The 20,913-nt window shown below is 66.0% G+C and carries 21 protein-coding genes; 9 read left to right on the top strand and 12 right to left on the bottom strand.

Annotated features, from left to right (window positions below; translation table 11 throughout):
* Positions 1-4: 4 nt before the first annotated feature.
* From SU48_RS01010 to SU48_RS00990, 5 genes are all read right to left on the bottom strand, one after another.
* Positions 5-3,445, bottom strand: a complete 3,441-nt coding sequence (locus SU48_RS01010) for an efflux RND transporter permease subunit (protein WP_064013621.1) — start codon at positions 3,443-3,445, stop codon at positions 5-7.
* Positions 3,442-4,770, bottom strand: a complete 1,329-nt coding sequence (locus tag SU48_RS01005) for an efflux RND transporter periplasmic adaptor subunit (RefSeq protein ID WP_064013620.1) — start codon at positions 4,768-4,770, stop codon at positions 3,442-3,444. The genes SU48_RS01010 and SU48_RS01005 overlap by 4 nt, the downstream gene beginning before the upstream one ends.
* 5 nt (positions 4,771-4,775) lie before the next feature.
* Positions 4,776-5,831 (bottom strand): TolC family protein, encoded by a 1,056-nt coding sequence (locus tag SU48_RS01000; protein ID WP_064013619.1) that lies wholly within the window; start codon positions 5,829-5,831, stop codon positions 4,776-4,778.
* Between the two features lie 126 nt (positions 5,832-5,957).
* The gene (locus SU48_RS00995) at positions 5,958-7,433 is read right to left on the bottom strand and encodes a TolC family protein (protein ID WP_064013618.1); all 1,476 of its coding nucleotides are present in this window, start codon (positions 7,431-7,433) and stop codon (positions 5,958-5,960) included.
* A gap of 158 nt (positions 7,434-7,591) precedes the next feature.
* Positions 7,592-8,176 carry a TetR/AcrR family transcriptional regulator gene (locus tag SU48_RS00990; RefSeq protein WP_064013617.1) on the bottom strand — a complete coding sequence of 195 codons (585 nt, stop codon included), beginning with the start codon at positions 8,174-8,176 and terminating at the stop codon, positions 7,592-7,594.
* A 116-nt stretch (positions 8,177-8,292) separates the two neighbouring features.
* Between SU48_RS00990 and SU48_RS00985 the strand changes: the two genes are divergently transcribed.
* On the top strand, positions 8,293-8,487 hold the full coding sequence (locus tag SU48_RS00985) for a hypothetical protein (RefSeq protein WP_064013616.1): 195 nt from the start codon (positions 8,293-8,295) through the stop codon (positions 8,485-8,487).
* A gap of 186 nt (positions 8,488-8,673) precedes the next feature.
* Here SU48_RS00985 and SU48_RS00980 read toward each other — a convergent pair whose 3' ends face one another.
* The 6 genes from SU48_RS00980 to SU48_RS00955 all read right to left on the bottom strand — a co-directional run bounded on the left by SU48_RS00980 (position 8,674) and on the right by SU48_RS00955 (position 13,621).
* On the bottom strand, positions 8,674-9,150 hold the full coding sequence (locus tag SU48_RS00980) for a hypothetical protein (RefSeq protein WP_064013615.1): 477 nt from the start codon (positions 9,148-9,150) through the stop codon (positions 8,674-8,676).
* The gene (locus SU48_RS00975) at positions 9,150-10,325 is read right to left on the bottom strand and encodes a DUF1501 domain-containing protein (protein WP_064013614.1); all 1,176 of its coding nucleotides are present in this window, start codon (positions 10,323-10,325) and stop codon (positions 9,150-9,152) included. Before SU48_RS00975 ends, SU48_RS00980 begins: the two co-directional genes overlap by 1 nt.
* 143 nt (positions 10,326-10,468) lie before the next feature.
* Positions 10,469-11,749: a DUF1800 domain-containing protein gene (locus tag SU48_RS00970; RefSeq protein WP_064013613.1), complete on the bottom strand. Its 1,281-nt coding sequence runs from the start codon at positions 11,747-11,749 to the stop codon at positions 10,469-10,471.
* Positions 11,750-11,877: 128 nt separating this feature from the next.
* Positions 11,878-12,678, bottom strand: a complete 801-nt coding sequence (locus tag SU48_RS00965; RefSeq protein WP_064013612.1) for a hypothetical protein — start codon at positions 12,676-12,678, stop codon at positions 11,878-11,880.
* Entirely contained in the window at positions 12,672-13,052 is a 381-nt protein-coding gene (locus SU48_RS00960) for a hypothetical protein (protein ID WP_064013611.1), read from the bottom strand. Before SU48_RS00960 ends, SU48_RS00965 begins: the two co-directional genes overlap by 7 nt.
* Positions 13,049-13,621, bottom strand: coding sequence for an RNA polymerase sigma factor (locus tag SU48_RS00955; RefSeq protein WP_064013610.1), 573 nt, complete (start codon positions 13,619-13,621; stop codon positions 13,049-13,051). The genes SU48_RS00960 and SU48_RS00955 overlap by 4 nt, the downstream gene beginning before the upstream one ends.
* A 217-nt stretch (positions 13,622-13,838) precedes the next feature.
* Between SU48_RS00955 and SU48_RS00950 the strand changes: the two genes are divergently transcribed.
* The 8 genes from SU48_RS00950 to SU48_RS00915 all read left to right on the top strand — a co-directional run bounded on the left by SU48_RS00950 (position 13,839) and on the right by SU48_RS00915 (position 19,685).
* Positions 13,839-14,585, top strand: coding sequence for a metal-dependent transcriptional regulator (locus SU48_RS00950; protein WP_064013609.1), 747 nt, complete (start codon positions 13,839-13,841; stop codon positions 14,583-14,585).
* On the top strand, positions 14,582-15,313 hold the full coding sequence (locus SU48_RS00945; RefSeq protein ID WP_064013608.1) for an adenosylcobinamide-GDP ribazoletransferase: 732 nt from the start codon (positions 14,582-14,584) through the stop codon (positions 15,311-15,313). The genes SU48_RS00950 and SU48_RS00945 overlap by 4 nt, the downstream gene beginning before the upstream one ends.
* A complete protein-coding gene (locus SU48_RS00940; RefSeq protein ID WP_331710195.1) occupies positions 15,310-15,936 on the top strand; it encodes a histidine phosphatase family protein in 627 nt (208 codons plus the stop codon). The genes SU48_RS00945 and SU48_RS00940 overlap by 4 nt, the downstream gene beginning before the upstream one ends.
* A 9-nt stretch (positions 15,937-15,945) precedes the next feature.
* Entirely contained in the window at positions 15,946-16,743 is a 798-nt protein-coding gene (locus SU48_RS00935; RefSeq protein WP_064013606.1) for an SDR family oxidoreductase, read from the top strand.
* Positions 16,740-17,252, top strand: a complete 513-nt coding sequence (cobU, locus tag SU48_RS00930) for a bifunctional adenosylcobinamide kinase/adenosylcobinamide-phosphate guanylyltransferase (protein WP_064013605.1) — start codon at positions 16,740-16,742, stop codon at positions 17,250-17,252. Before SU48_RS00935 ends, cobU begins: the two co-directional genes overlap by 4 nt.
* 134 nt (positions 17,253-17,386) lie before the next feature.
* Positions 17,387-18,508: a nicotinate-nucleotide--dimethylbenzimidazole phosphoribosyltransferase gene (cobT, locus tag SU48_RS00925; RefSeq protein WP_064013604.1), complete on the top strand. Its 1,122-nt coding sequence runs from the start codon at positions 17,387-17,389 to the stop codon at positions 18,506-18,508.
* Between the two features lie 287 nt (positions 18,509-18,795).
* Positions 18,796-19,050 (top strand): hypothetical protein, encoded by a 255-nt coding sequence (locus SU48_RS00920; protein WP_064013603.1) that lies wholly within the window; start codon positions 18,796-18,798, stop codon positions 19,048-19,050.
* On the top strand, positions 19,047-19,685 hold the full coding sequence (locus tag SU48_RS00915; protein ID WP_064013602.1) for a phosphoribosylanthranilate isomerase: 639 nt from the start codon (positions 19,047-19,049) through the stop codon (positions 19,683-19,685). The genes SU48_RS00920 and SU48_RS00915 overlap by 4 nt, the downstream gene beginning before the upstream one ends.
* 172 nt (positions 19,686-19,857) lie before the next feature.
* Here the strand turns inward: SU48_RS00915 and SU48_RS00910 are convergent, their stop codons facing one another.
* A complete protein-coding gene (locus SU48_RS00910; RefSeq protein ID WP_064013601.1) occupies positions 19,858-20,757 on the bottom strand; it encodes a metalloenzyme domain protein in 900 nt (299 codons plus the stop codon).
* Between the last annotated feature and the right edge of the window lie 156 nt (positions 20,758-20,913).

Raw genomic sequence — 20,913 nt, 5'->3', positions numbered from 1 at the left:
CTGTTCAGTCGCCCGCAGGCAGCGCGCCCCCGCCCAGATCAGGCTTGGGCTGCTGCACTCTGGGTTGCGGCGGCTTGATGCGCTTGCGTTCGAATGTCCAGAAGACGGTGGGCACGACGAAAAAGGTGAGCAGGGTGGAGGTGATCACGCCGCCCAGAATCACGATGCCGAGGCCCTTGCGGAATTCTGCGCCGTCGCCCGTGCCCAGAATCAGGGGAATGCTGATGACCAACACGGTCAGCGTGGTCATCAGGATGGGGCGGAAACGCAGTTCGGCGGCTTCCACGAGGGCTTCCCTGAGCGGCATGGTACGCACGCGCTCGGTCACGAATTCGAGGTACAGGATGGAGTTTTTGGTCGACAGGCCCAGCAGGATCACCATGCCCAGCACCGTGATCACGTCCAGATTGACCCCGAACAGGCTGAGCGTCCAGAGTGCGCCCACGATGGCAATCGGCACGGGCAGCAGCAGGTAGATGGGGTAGCGGAACGAGTTGAACTGGCTGCCCAGCACGAGGTAGGTGAGCAAGATTGCCATGATCAGCACGATGGGGCCGTAGAACACGAGGTCTCCGGTCAGGCCCGCGCTGCCGAAGGCACTGGCGTTGCCCAGCGTCACGCCGCCCGTGAGCAGGCCCGCTTTCGTCACGTTGTCGATGATGGTCTGCTGGTAGCCGAAGGCGTTGGGGCCGTTCTCGATCAGGTCGATGTCGATGGTGGCGGTGTAAGCTTTATTTAGGCGGCTGAGGGTCGCCGGAGCCTGCGACAACTGGAACGCGCCCAGTTGAGACAGCGGCAAGTTGGCATTGAGCGCCTGCGAGTACACCGTCTGAGACAGCAGGCTCTGTTCGTCCTGCACAAGGGCCGGGTCAAGGCGCACCACGATGTCGATAGAGCGGTCTCCGTCGCGCAGGCTTCCGGCGGTAGAGCCGTCGTTGTAGGTACGCAGGGCCTGTGCCACGTCGCTGGCACTCAGGCCACTGCCCGCCAACCGCGCCGGGTCGGGCACGAAGGTTCGCTCCTGCCGGGTGGCGCTCAGGGTGCTTTTCAGGGTGGCGATGTTGGGGTCTTGCGAGAGCAGGCGCACGACTTCGCGGTTGCGCTCGATCAGCAGGGCCTGCGTGGGGGCCGTCAGGGCCAGCGGAATATCGGAGCTTCCGCCGGGGCCACCCTGTTCGGAGGCCGCCCGCAGTTCGGAACCGGGAATGGCGCGGGCAATCGGCTGCAAATCTTCGAGGTAGCGGGCGCTGAGGGTTTCGATGTTCTCGCGCTCGGCCTTGGGAATGAGGGTCACGGTGAGGCTGGAAGAATTGGCGCTGCTGCCGCCCAGCGCCCCGCCACTGCCCACGCTGGTCTGCACGAGGCGCACTTCGGGGCGGGCCAGCAGGTTCTCTTCGATGCGGCGGGTCAGGGTGTTGGTGGTGGTCAGGTCAGTGCCCACCGGCAATTCCAGATTTACCGTCAGAATGCCGCTGTCGCTGGCGGGCGTGAAGGCAAAGCCCACATTCCGCAGGGCGAGCGGCACGCTGAACATGAACAGGGCGGCGACCAGCATCACGATCCACGAGCGGTCTAGGACGCGCTCCACGCTGCGGGCATAGGCGCGGGCCACCCCGGTCACGGCGCGGTTGGTGATGCCGTGCAGCGTACCCGTCAGGGCTTCCAGCACGGCGTACAGCACGATCAGGACGTAGCGGACGACGGCCAGCACCACCGGAGCCAGCAGCACCGACAGGCCCAGCGCCACCGGAAGCGGCAGCACTTGCGCCAGACCCGCGCCCGCCGCCGCGCCTGCCAGCAGCAGTCCCACGAGGCCGCCCGCACGGCGAACGCCCGTCAGGGCGCTGCGCAGCAGTTCGGGGAAGCGGGCCAGCACACGCGGCAAGTCGCGCCACGTGACCGGTTCGGCTTCCTCGGTGTAGGCCATTCGCACGGTCAGGAACAACAGGCTTTCCAGCCAACTGAGGACGATGGCGGCGGCGATCCCCAGCGCAAATTGGCTAAAAAACTGGCCGATGATGCCGGGAATGAAGCTGAGCGGAATCAGGACGGCCAAGAGTGAAAAGCTGGCGGCAGTCACGGCGCTGAACACTTCCGAGCCGCCCAGCAGCACCGATTTCACACGGTCATAGCCCATGTCGCGGTAGCGCTGCACGTTCTCGGCCACCACGATAGAGTCGTCTACGACGATGCCGATAGCCACGATGATGGCCAGCAGCGAAATGATGTTGAAGGTGAAGCCCAGCAAACTGAACAGCAGCGGCGCGGCACTGATGGAAATAGGAATCGCCAGAATGACCGCAAACGCGGCATTGAGGCGGCCCAAGAACAGCATGCAGATGACGCCCACCGCCGCTACGGCGATCAGGAATTCCTTGAAGGTGTCCTTGATGCTGCCGCGAGTTTCTAGAGTGGTGTCGTTGGCGAGGCTGAGGCTGTAGCCAGCGGGGAGCGGCTGGGCCTGCATGGCGGCCCGCACGTTGTCGGTCACGGCCACGGAGTTGGTGCCGCTGGCCTTACGAACGTCGAGCAGCACGGCGGGTTGCCCGTTCACGCGGGCAAAGCTGGTGCTGGCAGCGGCCCCGTCGCGGATGGTAGCGACATCGGCCACGCGCAGCCCGGTAGACGGATCGACGATGATGCGGCTCACGTCGGTGACGCTGGTGGGGGTATTGCGGGTAGAGAACTGGGTGGTGTTGCCGCCCTGCGTCACCGTTCCGGCAGGCAAATCGAGGGCCGAGGCACTGATGGCCCCCGTGATCCGGGCGGGCGTGAGGTTGTAGCTCTGCAAGCGGGCCGGGTCAAGCAGCACCTGAATCTGGCGCTGCGGGCCACCCGAGAGGCCCACGTCGGCCACGCCGTCCACACGCTCTAGGCGCGGCACCAACGTGTCTTCGGCAAAGGTGGTCACGTCGGCGGGGCGGGCCGAGCCACCCAAGAGGGCCAGCGTCAGAATCGGCGTGGCGTTGGGGTCAAATTTTTGTACCACCGGGGCTTCGGAACCGTCGGGCAAGATGCCGCGAATGGCCGCCACCGCCTGAGACACGGAGTTGGCGGCGCTGTCGATATCCACGCTATCGGCAAAAGTGATGACCACTGCCGACTGGTTGCTGACACTGGTGGTGTTGATGTCGATGACGCCCGCGATGGTACTCACGGCGTCTTCCACGCGGCGGCTCACTTCGCGGTCTACTTGGTCGGGGTTGGCCCCCGGATAGGCCGTGCTGACCGCCAGAATCGGCACCTCGAAATTGGGCAGGAGTTCCACGCCCAGCCGCAGGGTCGCCACCAGTCCGAACAGCACCAGCATCACGAAAATGCCGATAGAGAACACGTAATTGCGGACGCTGAAGCGGATGATCGGATTGATGGCGGGTTCGGGCGTGCCGTCGGGGAGCGTGCCGCGAGCTTGAAGGTCTGCGCCGTCGGGATCGTGGGTACTCATGGGGCCTCTCCTGTGCTACTCCCCGCCGTCGTGGTGGGCGTGGCCGCCGTTTCTACCCGGATACTCGCGCCGTCTTGCAAGCTGGGGGGCACCGGAGAAATGACCTGTGCGCCCGCGTCCAGCCCTCGCACTGCCACTTGCCCACCCGATTCGGCCACCACCGTGACCGTCTGACGGCGGGCCGACTTGCCTTCCGCGAGGTACACGGCGTTTTCTCCGCCATCAACCTGTACGGCCCCGCTGGGAATCAGGACGCCCTGCCCCAGGGTGGCGCGGTAGCGGGCCTGTGCGCTGGCTCCCACCGGCAACGCCGCGCCGCCCTGCACCCGCGCCGTGATGGGCACGAGGCGGTCTGCTCCGGCGATTCGGGGGCTGTCCTGCACGGTGGCGACGTAATTCACGCCCCCGTAGCCGAGGTTCAGTTGGGTTCCGGCGGTCAGGGCGGCGGCGTCGGCGGTGGTGGCATTGAACTGCACCTTGATCGAACCGGGGTCGACCAACCTGAACACGGTGCTGCCCTGCCCCGCGAACTCTCCGACCTGCACATTCAGACTGGCCACCGTGCCCGCGAAGGGAGCGCGAACCGCCGTGCGGGACAGGTTTTCATCGGCCTGACGCACTCCGGCCTGTGCGCTGCTCAGTTGCGCCTGCTGAAGCGGCACGCTGCCCTGAGCGTTCTGACCGTTCTGGGAGAGGGAATTGCGGGCCTGCGCCAACTGGCTCTGGGCCGTAGCCAACTGCGCCCGCGCACTCTGCAAGTCGGCCAGGCTGATGCCGCCGAGCGCGTACAGGCTTTCGCTGCTCTGGGCATTTTGCTGCGCCTGAGACAACGTGGCCTGAGCCGCCTGCACCGCCGCATTCAGCGAGGTGGTGGCCTGTCCGGTGGTGGTGCGGGTCTGGTTCAGATTGATCTGGGCCTGCTGCACCTGAAGCCGGGCATTCTCTAAGGCCTGCCGCTGCTGAGAATCATCAAGTTGCACCACCACCTGTCCAGCGCGCACCTGCTCGCCTTCCGTGACCAGCACGCGCACCACGTTGCCGCCACTCTGGGCCGCCACGTTGCTGTCGCGGTCGGCCTGAATGGTGGCGCTGGACGTGCGCTCCACACTCAGGGTTCCACTCTTGGCGGGCACCACACGCACGCCGAGGGTAGTGGTTTTGGCGGGCGCGGCGTCCAGATCGTTGCTGGTGCCAGTGCCAGTAGCAGCAGCGGCGGGTTTGGCTTCCCCTTCCGCCGCTGCCGTGTTGCCGCCGGGCGGCGTGCAGGCCACCAGCAGCGTCAGGGTCAGCACGGTCAGGGCAAGAGGGAGACGTTTCTCTACCATTCCCCTCACCTCACCAGTCCGGTGACATCGGTGCCCGACGCGCTGGACAGCGCCGCGAGTGCCCGCCACAGGTTGTTCTGGGCCTGAATGACCGCGAAGGCCGATTGCTGCGCCTGCACCTGCGCCTGCTGCACTTCGACGGCGGCGGCGGTTCCGGCTTTCAGGCGGGCCTGCGCCTGCGTCAGGCTGGTTTGGGCGTTGGCGCTGCTCTGGCGGGCCAGATCGACCCGTTCCTGCGCGTCCTGAAAGCTGCGGTAGGCGTCGCGCACCTGCGTATTGGCGGCGCGGGCGGCGTCGTCGAGGCTGCGCTGCGCGTTGGCCAGCGACGTGCGGGCGTCTTGCAGGGTGCGAACCGGGGTGTAATCGTTGTTGGCCAGATTGACCTGAAGGGTGGCGAAACTGACGCCCTGCGCGGCCTGCACCAGCGAAGGCAGGCGTTTCTCCAGCCCCGATTGCAGGCCCGCCAGCGTCAGCGAGGGCTTGGGCGGCGCGGGCGGAGCCACCAGAGTCAGGTCGGTGCCGGTGGGCAGGCCGATGGTGCGGGCCAGTTGCGCTTCCAATACAGGTTGCTGGGCGCGGGCGTCGGCCAATTCCTGACGGTTCTGGTTCAGGCTGGTCTGGGCGCGGTTCACGTCCAATTGGGTCGCCACGCGGGCCTGAAGACGGGCGCGGGCAATCGCCAAGTTGCGCTCATCCAGCGCCACCTGAGCGGCATTCAGACTCACCCGTCCGGCGGCTTCAAATGCGCCCACATACTGCCCCAGCACCGTCTGGGCGATGTTCAGCTTGGTGCCGTCCAGCGTCACGGCCTGCGCCGCCGCGTCCTGCTGGGCCTGCGTCAACGTGGTGATGATGGAGGTGGGATCGGCCTGCACCGCTTTCAGGTTGGCCTGAGCCTTTTGCAGATTGGCGCGGGCGGTGGTCACGTCGGGGCCGCTGGCGAGGGCGCGGGTCACGGCACTGTCCAGAGAGAGGCTTACGGCTTGGGCAGAAGCACTGGCCGCCAAAGAGAGGCCGAGGGTGAGCAGCAGGGCAACAGAACGGGTCAGGGTACGGGTCATGGGTGGCCTCCGAAAAAGGTGAGTGGTCAGTGGTGAGTGAGAAAGGCGTGGGGAGCGGAAAATTGACGTGCTGAGGGAGAGAAATTCAGAAGCTTATCGGTCACGGCAGTTGTTCTTCAGCGCTCCCTAGAACCCCCCATTCAGCAAGGTGGGATCGAGTTCGGTGCTGGCCTGTGCAAGCAGCAGCGAGGACACGTAAGCGTTGGCTGTAGCGGCGTTCAGCGCGTTCTGGGCCTGTGCGGCGCTCAGTTCGGCCTGCGCGACGTCCAGAGGCGTGACCAATCCGGCGTCCAAGCGGGCGCGGGTGGTGGTCAGGTTGGCTTGTGCGCGGGCCAACGCCGACGCCGCCTCCTCTACCCGGTCAAGCGCGGTCAGCAGGTCGGCGGCCTTTTGGCGCACATCCAGATCTACGCTCTGGCGGGCCGAATCGAGGGCCAATGCTGCGGCCTGCTGGCCCACATTCGCGCTGGCGAGGGCCGTGCCTTTGCCGCTGCCGAACACGGGCAGGCTGGCATTCAGGCTCAGGGCCAGTCCGGTTTTGGCGGCCTCGCCCGGATCGCGTAAGGGAAAGCTGACCTGCGCCGCCGCCACGCCCGATTTGACGTTCAGGCTGCCGCCCACCGTGCGCCCGGCCCCACCTTGCCCGCTGCTCAATTGCCCGTACTGCACGCCCGCAGAAATATCGGGGAGAGACAGATCGAGTTGCGCGGCGCGTTGCTGCGCCCCGGCATCGGCCAGTTGTGCAGCGGCGCGGATCACTTCGGGGCGGGCCAGCAGAGCGCGGGCCACCAATGCGTCTACGTCGACGGGCGCGGCGGGCAGGGACGGCACGGCGTCGAAGGCGGCAGCGGTGGCAGGCAGCGTCACGCTCTGGCCGAGCAGATTCGCCAGCCCCCGCGCCGCCAGCTTCACGGCAGTTCTGGCCTGCGCTGCCGCGTTCTGGGCGCTTTGCAGGCCCGCCTCACGCTCTTGCAGGGCCAGTTCGGGAATCAGGTTGGCGGTGCGCTGGGCACGGGCCACCTCCAGTTGGCGGGCGGCAAGGGTGGCCTGAGCCTCGGCCAACGCTGCGCCTGCGGTGGCTTCTCTCGCCGCACCGTAGGCCCGCACTGCCCCCACCACCAGCGACACGCGGGTATCACGCAAGTCGGCCCCGGCGCGGTTCAGGGCGCGTTCGGCAATCCGCACCCCCTCGAAGGTAGCCGACCAAGGCAGCACGCTGGCCGACACCTGCGCGGTCAGGGTGGCATTGCCCAGCCAGTCGCCAGAATCGAAGGGAACCTTTGCCAAACTGGCATCGGTGCCCACCGTGACATTCAGGCCAGCACGGGCGCGGGCACTCTCTAAGCTCAGTTGCGCCGAGCGGTACTGCAAATCGGCGCTGCGCCAGCCTGGAGACGCCCGCACCAGCGTCAGCGTCTGCCCGAGGGTCAGCGTGGGGGAAACAGCGGCAGGGGCAACAGACACAGGAGGAACAGGAGCGGGGGCAGCAGCCGGAGCCGCTTCAACCGGGGCGGTGGGAGTGGGCGGGGCGGTCTGGGCCTGCGCGGCGGGCAGCCCCACCAGCAGCGTGACAGACAACAAAACAGTAGGAGAAAATCGCATAGGGGCAGGCAACCTCAGGGGGAAGGAGTGAAGCGGAGCAGAGGAAAGAACGGGCGCGGCGCGGCAATTAACGAGTGCGGACTCACTTACACCCAGACTTTACGGGAAAGCCAGTCAAAAGGTTCCCACCTCACCCTTGGCTTGGTCAGCCCAGACGGTCACGGTTCCAGCCCCGGCCACAGCACATCCATCACGCCGCGCACCAGCCGCCCACTGTCCATCGGAGGGTGAGTCGGGTCAGGCATCATGTGTTCGAGGTGCAGGTACTGGGTCATCGCGCCCATCCAGAGCAGCGCCGTCACGTCGGCGTCTACAGGCCGGATGCGTCCCAGCGCCACTTCTGCCCGCAAATAAGCCGCTACCGCCTGCGTGTCCTCGCGCAGTGGGTTTTCCAGCTTCATTAGCAGCGGGTTGGCCTGTCCACGAGAAAACATCAGCATCAGGTTGGGCAAAAAGCGGGCGGCGGCCTCGAGGAGTTCCAGCGCCGCACGTTCCAGATTGCGCCGCACGTCGCCGCAGCCCACTTGTGCATTCAGGTGTTCTCGCCACCGGGGAGCTTCGCGCAGCCCCACCACTTCCTCAAAAATATCCTCCTTACTCGGAAACCGCTTAAAGAGCGTGCCTTCGGAAATCCCGGCACGCCGCGCAATTTCGGCAGTTGTGGCCGAAAATCCATGTTCTAGAAACACTTCACGGGCCGCCGCCGTGATCTGTTCGTCGCTGATAATGCGGGGGCGGGCCATAAGTGAGTGTTTACTCGCTAATAGGGAAGTCTGACCGTAGGGAGGGTGACAATTCCAGTGAAAGCCTTGAGCGGGCGCACACCTGACGGCGGGAAAATGGGCCTAGACTGCGGGGTATGACACAACCCAGCGGCGGCAAGCACTCTGGCGACTCCCAGCAGGGCGAGGTTGTTATCAGCGAGGTGTTGATCAGCGGCGTAGACACTGGCCCCGCCGACGCCGAGCGCGAAAACCGGACGCCCACCGAGGATCACGCCCGCTTTCAACCGCTGGCGCATCCGCTGGAGGAACCGGAGGATGAGGACGGGTAGGAGGGGCAGCGAAGCTTGCGGGCGAACCCCCCGTTGCTGACGCAATCCCAGAGTTGAGCTGGAAGGTGAACCCCCCCGTTGCTAGCGCAATGCCCCCCCTTAGAGGTGGGGATTAAAAGCCGTTGCGCTCCCCTTAAGGGGGGCTGGCTGCGAAGCAGACTGGGGGGTTCACACGCGGCTCAATTCCTACTTCCCTCTCGGCATAAACTGCTCAGCCCCGCCCACCGCCTCAAACTCGGCCTGCACGGTCTCTAGCACCCCATCCGGCTTGCTGGCCGCGTCTCCCGGCAGCGTTTTGGCCCACACTTCCAGCGCGTCGGGGTAAGTGTCGCCGTCGGCATCTCCGCCTGATTCGAGCAAGGTAAATAGGATTTCAGGGAATTTGGCCTTGCCGCCCGCTTCGGCATTGGCCTTGAACGTGGCTTGAATGGCCTCGCCAAAGGGGTTCCACGGTGCGCCGCCGGACTCCTTGACGTGGCAATAGCTGCACGACATCACACGGCGGTCTAGAGCCGCCAACCCGCTGCCGTCATCCAGATGAAACTGATTGATGGCTTGGAGGCGGTATTTGGGCAGAGCGAGAGCAGCGGGGGCAGCCAGCACCAGCAGAGCGATGAGGCCGCCCAGAACGTGCTTTTCGGTGAGTTTCAGGCCAACCCCCATCAAGCCAACCACTGCGGCCCTTTAAAGTCTCCGCCTAGAATGTCGCGGGCATTCAGGCCCAGCCAGCCGCTCAGTGCGCCCGCGTACACGCCCCGGAAATCCTGCTTGTATTTGATGTCGCCCAGCGAGAGGTCTTCCAGATCAGGACTGTCGCCGTGGATGCCGCCCTTCACGCCCTTGCCCAGCGCAAACATCACGCTGCCCTGCCCGTGATCGGTTCCGGCAGAGTCGTTTTCGGCCACGCGCCGCCCGAATTCGGAAAAGCCCATGACCACTACCCTTTCGGCCACACCCTGCCGCTCCAGATCGGTCTGGAAGGCGGCAAGCCCAGAGGCCAACGTCGCCAGCAATTCATCCTGCTCGCCGCGCTGCCCCGCGTGGGTATCGAAGCCGCCCAGACTGACATACAGGATGCGCTGGCCCGTGCCAGACGCGATCAATCGGGCCGCGTCCTTCAGTTGCGTGGCAAATTTGCCTTCTGGGTAGCTGGCCCCGGCCTTGTATTTGCCCACATTGGCCTGCACTTTTTGGGTGTTGCTCATCATCTGGCGGGTGGCCCGCACCAGATAGTCGGCCTCGCCGTCACGGGGCGCGTCCAGCATGGCTCCGAACGCGCCTTCTAGGCCAGCAGGCAGCTTGACCTGAAAGTTGTCTACCGCGTCGATGCTGGGCAAACTGAATTCGGCGGCGCGGAGGGCCTGCGGCGTGCTGGAGCCGATGTTGCTGGCACAAAAGGGGTCACCGATCTGCTCGGCAATGCGGCCAATCCAGCCCTCGGCCTGCGCCTGCGTGGGGTCGGCGGTGTGCCAGATCGCCATGCTGGCAAAGTGCGAGCGGTTGGGATTCGGGTAGCCGATATTTTCCATCCACGCCAGTTGGCCCGAGTCCCAGAGGCCCATCAGCGGTTTCAGGCTGGGATGCATTCCCAAATCTGGCCCAAGCGTCAGCACGTCTTTTTTGGGAATGGCGATGGTAGGCCGGGCCGCATAGTACGCGCCGTTGCTGTAGGGAATCAGGGTATTCAGGCCGTCGTTGCCGCCCGTAAGCTGAATAACGACGAGTGTTTTTTGTCCGGTGGCTTGTGTGGCTGCCCGCGCCAGAAAACCGGGCATTCCGCTGGTGGCGGCGACGGCGAGGGCCGAATATTTAAGGAAGTCGCGGCGGTGTAGGGACATGGGGGAACCTCTGTGAGTGGTGAGTTTGGCAGTGGAAGGTGAACCCCCCGTTGCTTCGCAACGCCCCCCCTTGAGGGGAGGATCTAAGAGCTTTTGTCCTCCCCTTGAGGGGAGGTGGCCCGCAGGGACGGAGGGGTTAGCTTTTAAGCCAATTGAAATTCCGGACTGATCAGCATTAGATACGTCCGTTGCTTGGCACTCAGGCCGTTTAAAGCCGCCGCCGTCGCTGCCCGCTCCGTGCCCAGCAGGGCCAGCGGCGTGGGCGGGGTGTCCAGCTTGGGGGCGTTCGCGCCGAGGCTGAGGGCGGCGGCCAGTTGCATGCGCCCCAGCAGGGTGGTGTCATTGATCCATTCTCGGCCCCCATCCCAGCCCTTCACGGTGTCGGGTTGCAGCAGCAGTTGGCCCATGCGTCCGGCGGTTTGCACCAGATTCAGCAGTTGCTTGGCTTCCATCTTGGGGCTGCCAAAACTGCGGAGGGCGGCGGCGATAAACTCCACCGGGCCACGAATCACGGCGGCGCGGCTGGCATAAAACACTTCGCTGGACAGCAGTTCTTCCAGTACGGCGCGAATGTTGCCGCCCGTGCGGGCAAACGTTTCGGCGCTGCCCTTCACGGCGGCCTCGGTGGGCACATCGGACACGAAGGCGCGGTGCAACTTGCGGGCCACGAATACGGCGGTGGCCGGATGCCCCGCCGCCAGCGCCAGCACGTCTTCGCCCGTCAGATTGCCCGTTTTGCCCAAGTAGGTCTTGCGCCCGTTGTCGTGCTGCTTGGGGTTGAACACGAATTTCGGAGCTTCCAGATACTTTTGGTTGCCGCGCCCGCCGATAAATGTCCAGCCACTCAGCGCCCGCGCCCCTTCCTTCACGTCTTCCTCGGTGTAGTTTTGCTGCGTAGGGGAGCCGATCCCGGTGGTAAACAGTTCCAGCAACTCTCGGCTAAAGTTTTCGTTGGGCTTGCCGTTGCGGTTCTGATCGTTGTCGAGGTACCGCAGCATGGCGGGCGTGCGGGCCACGTCCAGCGCGAAGGCCGAAAAGCTGGGCGTGGCCGCGTGCCGCCGCAACAGCGACAGGTATTCGGTCAGCGCGGGCACGTTCTTCACCTTGTCGGTGCCCACCACAAAATGGTTGCTCCACAGCAGCGTCAGGCGTTCGCGTAGGGGGTGGGGGCCGTACAGCATTTCGAAGAGCCAGCGGGCACGGATCAGTTGCAGGCCCGCAGCAGGGGTGGCCGCCTGCGCCGGGTCAAAGGGATTGCCGGGAGCCTCAGCGCCGTCGAAACTCAGGAGTTCACGGGCCACGGTGCGGGCATCACGGCCCACCAGTGCGCGAATTTGGGCGTCGGTGGCCCCGAACGAAGTGCGCCTCAGCAGGTGCGCGGCGTCCTCAGCAGTCAGGGGGCGGGAATAAGGGGGGAGGGTCATGGGGGCGCTCCTGAAGGGGGTGGATCGTAGATCGTGGAAAGGGCGGGGGGATTCTGTCAGTGGTGAGGGGAAAAAGCGAGGCGGGGCACAGCATTTGAGCCTTTCGCTCACGGCCCACAGCCAAGCTCTTACCTGTTGGAGTCAACCGGAGCCGCAAAAGTTCCCAACCCCGCTTCATTCACTTGCCGCACGTTCGCCAATGCCAGTTTCAGGGCCGCATCGGGCAGGTTGCCTACCAGCCACACGAAGCGCACGCCGCCCGCTCCCGCCACGCGCACCGAGGCCACACCCACCGCCCCGCGCACGTTGCGCGGGGCCACGATCAGGGCCAGCACGTTCACGCCGTCCGACAGCGTGATTTCGATACCACCCTGAGCTGCGGCGCGTGCTCTGGCGGCCACAGGGACAAAGCCAGCGGGCAGGCGCAGGCCCGGTAAGGCGGCTTTCAGCACCGCGCCGAGGCCGCTGCCGGAAGGGAGTTGTGGCGCGGGTGCGCGGGCCAACGCTCCATTCACCTTCAGGAAAGCGGCGCGGCGGGCCAACGTGCCGTCTGGCATGCGTTCCTCGAAGGCCAGCGGCACATTCCATTCCCGGTCTATCCACAGGCTCCAGCGGGCCGCCGCGCCCTGCTTGGGCGTCAGGTCAAAGCGGGTGCTGGGGCGGCCTGCAATGGCTTCTGCATCGCTGCGCGTGACCGTAAAATTGCGGGCCAGCAGCGCGGGCCGAAAGGGAACGGCAGGCAGGGCGTTGGCCGTGCGCGTGGGCGTGGTTCGGGGCGGAAAAAACACGCTGACTTCCACTTGCCCGCGTGCCGTCCACTGGCGGGCTTTTTTGAGGGCGGCGGCGAGGTCTTCGGCAGCAGAGGTGGAATAGGTAGCGTGGGCAGAACTCAGCAAAAGCAGGCCCAGCACGGGCAGGAGTTTTACCATCCTTCCCCCAGAGCATCCTGATAGACGGCATACGCGGCACTGGCGGGCAGATCGGACGGCATCAGGGCGGGCCGCAACACACTGACTCCGGCAATGACGGCGGCTGAGGCGAGGGCGGCGGCAATCCATTTCGCGGGTATGTTGTGTGTGCGCCAGATCGGGCGGGGAGGTGGCGCGGCAACCGCTTGAGCCTGTGCCATCTCAGTTTGGGCCATCTGAGTTTGCTCCAGCCTCGCCCGGTGGCCTGCCAAAAACCGCGCTGCCGCACCTGCATCAGCTTCATTCGGTTCTCTGGCCCTTGCAAACAGCGCGTCCAGTTCGGCGTCGCTGGTATCCCTCTCTGGCTCAAATTTGGCTGGGTCAAACTGACTCATGGGGTCACTCCTGTTTTGGTCAGCAGCGCGCGCAACGCGGCCCGCGCCCGGTTGATTCGGCTTTTCACGGTGCCCAGTTCCGCGCCCGTAATGTCGGCTATTTCGGCGTAGTCCAGCCCCGACAATTCGCGCAGAGCCAACGCCTCGCGCTGATCGGGCGGCAGCGTGTGCATGGCGCGGGCAAGGCGTTCGCGCAGGTCGGTATTTTCTCCAGACAACGCCAGATTGTGCGGCGCGGCAGGCTCGGCCACCGATTCCAGCGGCACATTCTGGCGGGCTTTCAGCGCCCGCATGCAGGCATTCAGGGCGATTCGGTGCAGCCAGGTGGAAAAGGCCGCCTCTGCCCGGAAGGTGTTCAGGCCACCGTGAACCGCGATAAACACGTCCTGCACCACGTCGTCTGCCGCGCTGGGGCCAACCATGCTGGCGGCGAGGCGGTGAATACGCGGCGCGTGGCGCGTGACTAGCACCTCGAACGCCCCCTCGCGGCGCGGCCCCGACTGCCGGAAGGCCTGCACCAGCGCCTCATCAGGCAAATGTTGGAGATCGGGAGAGTCATTCAAGGTCACCTCATAGGTTAGAGGCGGGAGGCGGGGGAAAAGTTCCACACAGGGTTGAGTTGGAAGGTGAACCCCCCGTTGCTCCGCAACGCCCCCCCTTGAGGGGAGGACACAAGCACTTTCGCTCCCCTCTAAGGGGGGCTGGCTGCGGAGCAGACTGGGGGGTTTACACGCGACTCAATCTGACTTGGAAGGTGAACCCCCCTTCCCCCGTTACCATAGGGCCATGACCGCCCGCACGCTTTCACCCTCTGCCGAGGATTACGTCAAACAGCTGTACGCCCTTGGCCTGAGTGGGCAAAAAGGCGGCGGCAAAGTCAGTACGCAGGCGTTGGCCGACGCGCTCGGTGTAGCTCCGGCCAGCGTAACCGGGATGCTCCGCAAGCTCAGCGAGCAGGGCCTCGTGTCTCACGCGCCGTATCAGGGCGCACGCCTGACCGCCGAGGGCGAGCGGGTGGCGCTGGAAGTCTTGCGGCATCACCGCCTGCTGGAACTGTTTCTGCACCGGGCGTTAGGCGTGCCGCTGGACGAGGTACACGAGGAAGCCGAGCGGCTGGAACACGCCCTGAGCGAGCGGCTGGAGGCCCGCATCGCCGCGTGGCTGGGCGACCCCACGCACGACCCGCACGGCGACCCGATTCCCACGCTGGCGGGCGAGGTGCCTGCACGCGCAGAGCGGCGGCTGTCTCAGTTGGCGGTGGGCGACGGCGGTATGGTGGCCCGCGTGCCAGACGGCGACGCCGAGCAGTTGCGGGCGCTTGTGGCGGCGGGCCTGACTCCCGGCGTTACCCTACAGGTACGGGTGGTAGACGCCGCGTTGGGCACGCTGACCGTTGAGATCGGCCCCACTGCAGAGCACGCTCTGACGCTGGCCCTCGCTGTGGCCGCGCAGGTTCACGTTCATGCCGGAGCTGGTGTGGCCGAGTCTGGTGTTACTGAGTCTGGTGTTGCCGGGGAGAAGGCCCCCGGTTGAAGAACGTGTTTAGGCAACAACTGGCCGCCGCACACCTCGCCCTGACCTTTCTGACCACGCTGCCGTTGCCGCATATCCAGAAGGTGCAAGACGGCGATTTTGCGCGGGCCAGTGCTTACTATCCGCTGGCCGGGTACGCGGTGGGCGGCGTGGTGGCCCTGACGCTGTGGCTGCCCCTACCCTTGCCGAACGGCGTGCGGGCGGCGTTGGCGGTAGGCGCGTGGTTGCTCGTGACCGGAATGCTGCACTTTGACGGCCTCGTGGACAGCGCCGACGCCCTGTTCGCCATGAAAAGCCCGGAGCGCCGCCTAGAAATCATTCATGACGTGCATGTGGGCGCGTTCGGGCTGGCCACCGGGGCCCTGAGCCTGCTGATGCTGTGGAGCCTGCTGGCGGCCAATATTCCGGCTTACGCGGCAGTGGTGGCGGCGGTGGCGGCGCGGCTGGTGCTGCTGGCCCCCATGAACCTGTTTCCGGCGGCGCGGCAGGAATCTTTGGGCGCACGCTCGCGCGAGGGACGCTGGGGGCTGGCGCTGCTGCTGGCCGTGCCCGCGCTGCTGCTGCCGGGGGCAGGCGTGGCCTTTCTGGCGGCCCTGATCGCGGCATTGCTGGTGGCCCGGTTCGCGGCGGGGCGCTTGGGCGGCGGCATCAGCGGCGATATCTACGGCCTCGTGGTGGTGGTGGCCGAACTGGTGGCGCTGGGCGCATATGCATGGGGGAAGGGGTGAGCTTGGAGTCTCCCCCACTCACCCTGCACCTGATCCGGCACGCGCCCACGCTGCCCAATGTTCAGCGGCGCTATCCAAAAGTGGGAGAAGACGCGCCCCTGTCGGACGCGGGGCGGGCACTGGCGACGAAACTGTCGGGCACACTGGCAACAACACGAGCGGCTCCGGCGTTGGCTTACACCTCCCCGACACAGCGGGCACGCGAAACGGCGGCGCTGGCAGGCTTTCCGCAGGCGCAAGCGGCCCCAGCCCTGCAAGAAGCCCATTTTGGCGTGATGGCAGGCCACACTTGGGCGGAACTGGAGGCGCAGTATGGGACGGCCCCGCGAGACTGGATTGAGGCCCTCTCTGATCCTGATTCCGACTCCGGGCCACCGGGCGGCGAAACGGGCCGCGCCTTCCATGCCCGCCTTCAGGAGTGGCTGGACGACCTGCCACACGCGGGAACGGTGCTAGCTTTTACGCACGCTGGCCCGCTGCTGGCCCTGCTGCGCCTGACCGTGGGTCTGCGGGCCGCCGAAATCGCGCCGGGGGGCAGGGCGGTGCTGCACCGGGCCGCAGTGCATCCATCTTCGATGGGCGGGGACTGGTGGCTCTCGCATCTGGGTTCCCCTGCTGGTTAGGCTGAGGGCATGACTTCCGTACAAGTTCCCTTCTTGGTCACGGGGGGCACCGGGCAACTGGGCCGCCCCCTCGTGGCCGAACTGTTGCGGCAGGGGGCCGAGGTGCGGGTGCTGACCCGCCGTCCGCCCACTGCCGCGCCCACTGCGGGCCTGACCTATCTCGTGGGCGACCTCGTGACGGGTGAGGGGCTGACCGAAGCTCTGCGCGGCGTAAGCACCGTGATTCATGCCGCCCATGACCCCGCCGACCCCGTGCAGGACGTGACGGCCACCCGCAATCTGCTGCAAGCTTGCCGGAATACCGCGACCCCGCCCGCCGTGCTGTACGTGTCGATTGTGGGCGCGGCTCAGGCCACCGCCTTTGGCTATTACGCGGGCAAGGTGCGTGGTGAAGCACTGGTACAGAGCAGCGGCCTCCCCCATCTGATTTTCCGGGCCACCCAATTTCAGGAATTTGTGGCCGAAATACTCACCGGATTGACGCGCTGGCCGCTGGTGCCGCTGGTGCCGCTGCTGCCGGGGCAACTGCAACCAGTGGCCGTAGCAGATGTGGCGGCTGTGCTGGCCGACCACGCCCTGCGCGGCACACGCGGCGAAACGGTCTTGGCCGGGCCAGAGGTGATGACGCTGCACGACCTGACGCGGACGTGGCTGGCCGCCCACCACCAGCGCAAGCTGTTGCTGCCCCTGCCCTTCGTGCCACCTCACCCCTTTTTGCAGGCTATTGGGCGCGGCGTCCTCACAGCACCGCAGGCAGCCTACGAGGGGCGCACTTGGGCCAACTTCCTGCGCGAATCCACCCTATGACCCTGATTTTTGTGACGGGCGGCGTACGCAGCGGCAAAAGCAGGTTTGCAGAGCGGCTGGTGCAGGAGCGGGCGGGTAGCAGCGTCACGTACCTCGCCACCGCGCAGGCCTTCGACACCGAAATGGAAGACCGGATTGCCCGCCACCGCACAGACCGCCCCGCCGAGTGGCACACCATAGAGGAACCGCTGGACGTGCTGAGCGCTCTGCAAGTCGCCCCCACGCCCGCCATTCTGCTGGACTGCCTGAGCCTGTGGGTCAGCAACCTGTTGCTGTCGGGACTGGATGAGGCGGCGATTCTGGCGCGGGCCGAAGCCGTACTGCACGCCCAAGCCCTGCGCGGCGGCCTGCTGATTGCCGTCACCAACGAAGTCGGCAGCGGCATCGTGCCCGACAATGCGCTGGCCCGCAGCTACCGCGACATTCTGGGCCGTGTGAACCAACGCTTTGCCGCCGCCTCCGCCGAAGCGTATCTGCTGGCAAGCGGGCTGCCGCTTCGGCTGAAGTAGACGGTTCAACCCCCAGTCTGCTTCGCGGCCAGCTTCCTGCGGGGAGCGTAACTGCTTTTGTCCCCACCTTTAAGGGGGGGCGTTGCGCCAGCAACGGGGGGGTTCACCTTCCAAGTCTGCCCTAAGCTCTCCCTATGCTCATCTCTCCCCTTTCCCCCCTGCCCCCCGAACTCGCCGCCCTAGTCGCCGCCATACAACCCGCCAACGCCGCTGCGGTGGCCGCCGCCCGCATCCGGCAGGCCCAGCTGACCAAACCGCTGGGGGCTCTGGGAGAGTTAGAAGACATCAGCGTGCGGCTGGCGGGCGTGTTCGGCTCTGACCGTCCGCACCCACGCGGCGTGGCGGTGCTGGTGGCGGCGGCAGATCACGGCGTCGCAGCAGGCCCTCACCCCGTCAGCGCCTACCCGCCCGAAGTCACGCCCGCGATGGTCGCCAACTTCTTGGCCGATACGCCCGCCGGACTGGGTGGAGCCGCCGTGAACGCCATTGCCCGCAGCGTGGGGGCGCGGGTGTACGTGATGGATGCGGGCGTGAATGCCGACCTGCCGCCCCATCCGGCGTTGGTACGGGCGGCGGTCAGGCGTGGCACTTCTGACCTGAGAACGGGGCCAGCCATGAGCCGGGATGAGGCACTGTCCCTGATTCTGGCTGGTGCGGCACTGGCCCGCCAAGCCGTGCAGGACGGCGCAGACCTGATCGTGCCCGGAGAAATGGGAATTGGAAACACCACGCCCGCTGCGGCCCTGACCGCCCGGATGTTGGGGCTGGACAGACTGGGGCAAGACGCCGCCGCCGTGACTGGACGAGGCACGGGCGTAGACGACGCCACGCTGGAGCGCAAAGTGGCCGCCGTGCGCGAGGCGTTGGCACGCGGCGGCAGCGATCCGGCTGACCCCTTGGGCGTGCTGGCCGACCTCGGCGGCTTCGAGATCGCCGCGATGCTGGGCATGATGCTGGGAGCGGCGGCTCTGGGGAAGGCCATCATTTTGGACGGATTCGTAGAAGGCAGCGCGGCCCTGCTGGCTGTGGCGTTGGCCCCCGCCCTAGCCGACTCCCTGTTTGCCGCCGGAGAGTGCGCCGAAGTGGGCCACGCCGCGCAGTTGGCTCACCTGAACCTGAAGCCCATGTTCCGGCTGGGCCTGCGCCTGGGCGAGGGCACGGGGGGCGTACTGGCCGCGCCGATGTTGCTGGCAGCGGCAGCCACCCTGCGCGAAATGCAGACCTTTGCCGAAGCTGGGGTTCCGGGTGGGGCTTGAGTGCGTCTAAGGGTCTAGGGTCTAAGCACAGGCAATCGCTGCAAAGGCAATCGCTGGCGCTCATCCACCCCCTCCCCGGCCCTCCCCCTTCAAGGGAGAGGGAGCCAAACCAAGCTCTTTGGTCTTGCCCTTTGCCCTCGCCCCTTGCGGGACTCGGAGAGCTGCGCAGCAGAGAGGGGCGCTGCCAAAGCAGCGGGGTGAGGGGGCCACCGGGAAGACTCCCCCGCTCCAGCACCTTAGACGCCCTTCGCACCAACGCCTCCCCCGCTATCCCGCAAAATAGGCCTATGCCCGACCACGAACTGAACTTTGCCCGCGAAATCCTAGGCTCGCGCAATTACCGCGACGTGCCCGACGACGAGGTGTTGGCGCAGGCCGAGCGGCTCTTGGGCGACTGGATGTCGGGTGAGGCCCGCATGGAACGGCCCAAACTGTACGACCATTACGCGCTGCTGCTGCTGGCCCTGATCCGCCGCACCCGCAGCCTAGAAGACCGTGTGACACAACTAGAATCCCAACTGAAGGCAGACAGGTCAGAATGACTGCCCACATCCGGGTCAAGGTCTGCGGCACCACCTCTGTCACCGACGCCGTACAGGCTGCCGAAGCCGGAGCCGACGCCCTCGGTTTCATTTTCGCGCCGATCAGCAAACGGCTGGTGACAGTGGAGGCAGCGCGGGCCGCCAGCCTGAGCGTGGGGCCTGTGGTGGCGCGGGTCGGCGTGTTCCTGAATCAGGGGCTGGACGAGGTGCTCAGGACGGCGGAGCGGGCGCGGATGAGTGCGGTACAGCTTCACGGCGATTTGTCAAGCCTTTACGTGAGCGAGGTGGCCCGCTATCATCCCGTTCTGCGTGTGTTGCGCCCCGCCGATTTGAGGGGAAATGCAGACGCGCTAGAGGTGCTGGACTTGCCCGGCGTGACCCTGATGCTGGACGCACCGGAGCCGGGCGGCGGTGTGCCGCTGGACTGGGAAGCCTTGCGCTCCGTGTTTCCGGCGGGGGCTTGGCTGGCGGGTGGGCTGGGGCCGCAGAACGTGGCCGCCGCAATCCAAGCGCTGAACCCGGCAGGAGTGGACGCCGTGAGCCGCTTAGAAAGTTCTGCGGGCGTGAAAAATCATGAGTTGGTGCGATCTTTCGTCTTGGCCGCACGTTCTGGCCTCTCCGCTGATGGGGCCTAGTTATCCACAGGCACGCGTTTCACTGTGGATAACTTTCGGACTTTTCAAAGGCCTTTCGGAAACCCCCTTCTGGGCTGTGCCAGACAATCAAAACCCCCTGTTTACCGGGGGTGTTTCGCTGGTGTATCCACAGGTTGTCCACAAGGCCTGTGGATAAAATTGTGGATAACTTTCAGGGGCTGGTGGGGCCGAGTTGGGAGTCAGTGTGAGATTTTGCCGTCAACGGCGGCAGGCTGAAGCTCTCTGCGAGGGCGCGGCCAGCCTCTACCACATTGCCTGCGTTTGGCAGCTGCAGGCCCGCCGCTGCAAAGGGAACGCGGGCCAGCGTATGGGCCTTGACGGTCAGGTTCTCGGCATTGCCATGATCGGAGGTGAGCAGCACCCGCGCCCCGACCTGCAAAGCCCCGGCCAGCAGCGCGTCTACCCGCGCCAAGTAGGCCCGCGCCGCTGCCGCCACCGCCGGACGGGTGGGCAGGCTCCCGAGATGGCCTAGGGAATCGCTGAACCACAGGTCTGCCGCCAACAAATCGTGTGTTTGGGCACTGGCGGCCAAGCTCTCGCCGAGGCGAAACATCTCGTCCAGTGGACGAACTGGCGGCCAAGGTTCGGCGTAGCTGAGGCCCAGCGTGGCAGGCACGGGCGGCACACCGGGCGGGTTCAGGGGGCTTCCGGCAGCCAGAAAAGAGAACGGAAAACAGCCCATGCGGGGCCGCCGCGCCTGCGCTTCGAAGTACGGGGGTGGGTAGTGGTTGGCGAGGGCCACCCTTGCCCCCACCTGCGCCAGCCGCACTGGAAGCGCCGATTCCCGCAGAAGGCGCTGCAATGTCGGCCCCGGATGCGGCCCAAAATGCTCGCCCATCACACGCACAGCGTCTATTCCAGTGAGCCAGCACGCCTGCCCCGTGCCCGATTGCGGCAGCCCCGGCACGCCCAGAGTGGTATCGAGCGCCTGACCCGCGTCGATCAGGGGCCGTAGCGTAGAGAGCGGCTGATCCCAAATAGAGTCTGGCCCCACCGCGTCGAGGGGATGGCCCACGCCGTCAAGGGCGAGCCAGAGCAGGGCGGAGGGCATAGGGGGAGTGTAGAGGGTGGGGGCTGGAACGTGGTAGGTGGATCGTGGATCGTGGGAAAAGCGCGGGTGGGCAGAAAGATCAGGGTTGTTAGGTGTGAACTTTGAACACAGCCCTAGAGATTCATTTGACGGCTCCACGCTCCACCCGGCACGTCA

The sequence above is a fragment of the Deinococcus puniceus genome (assembly GCF_001644565.1).
GTDB lineage: Bacteria > Deinococcota > Deinococci > Deinococcales > Deinococcaceae > Deinococcus > Deinococcus puniceus.
This window is presented reverse-complemented; position numbering and strand designations above follow the sequence as displayed.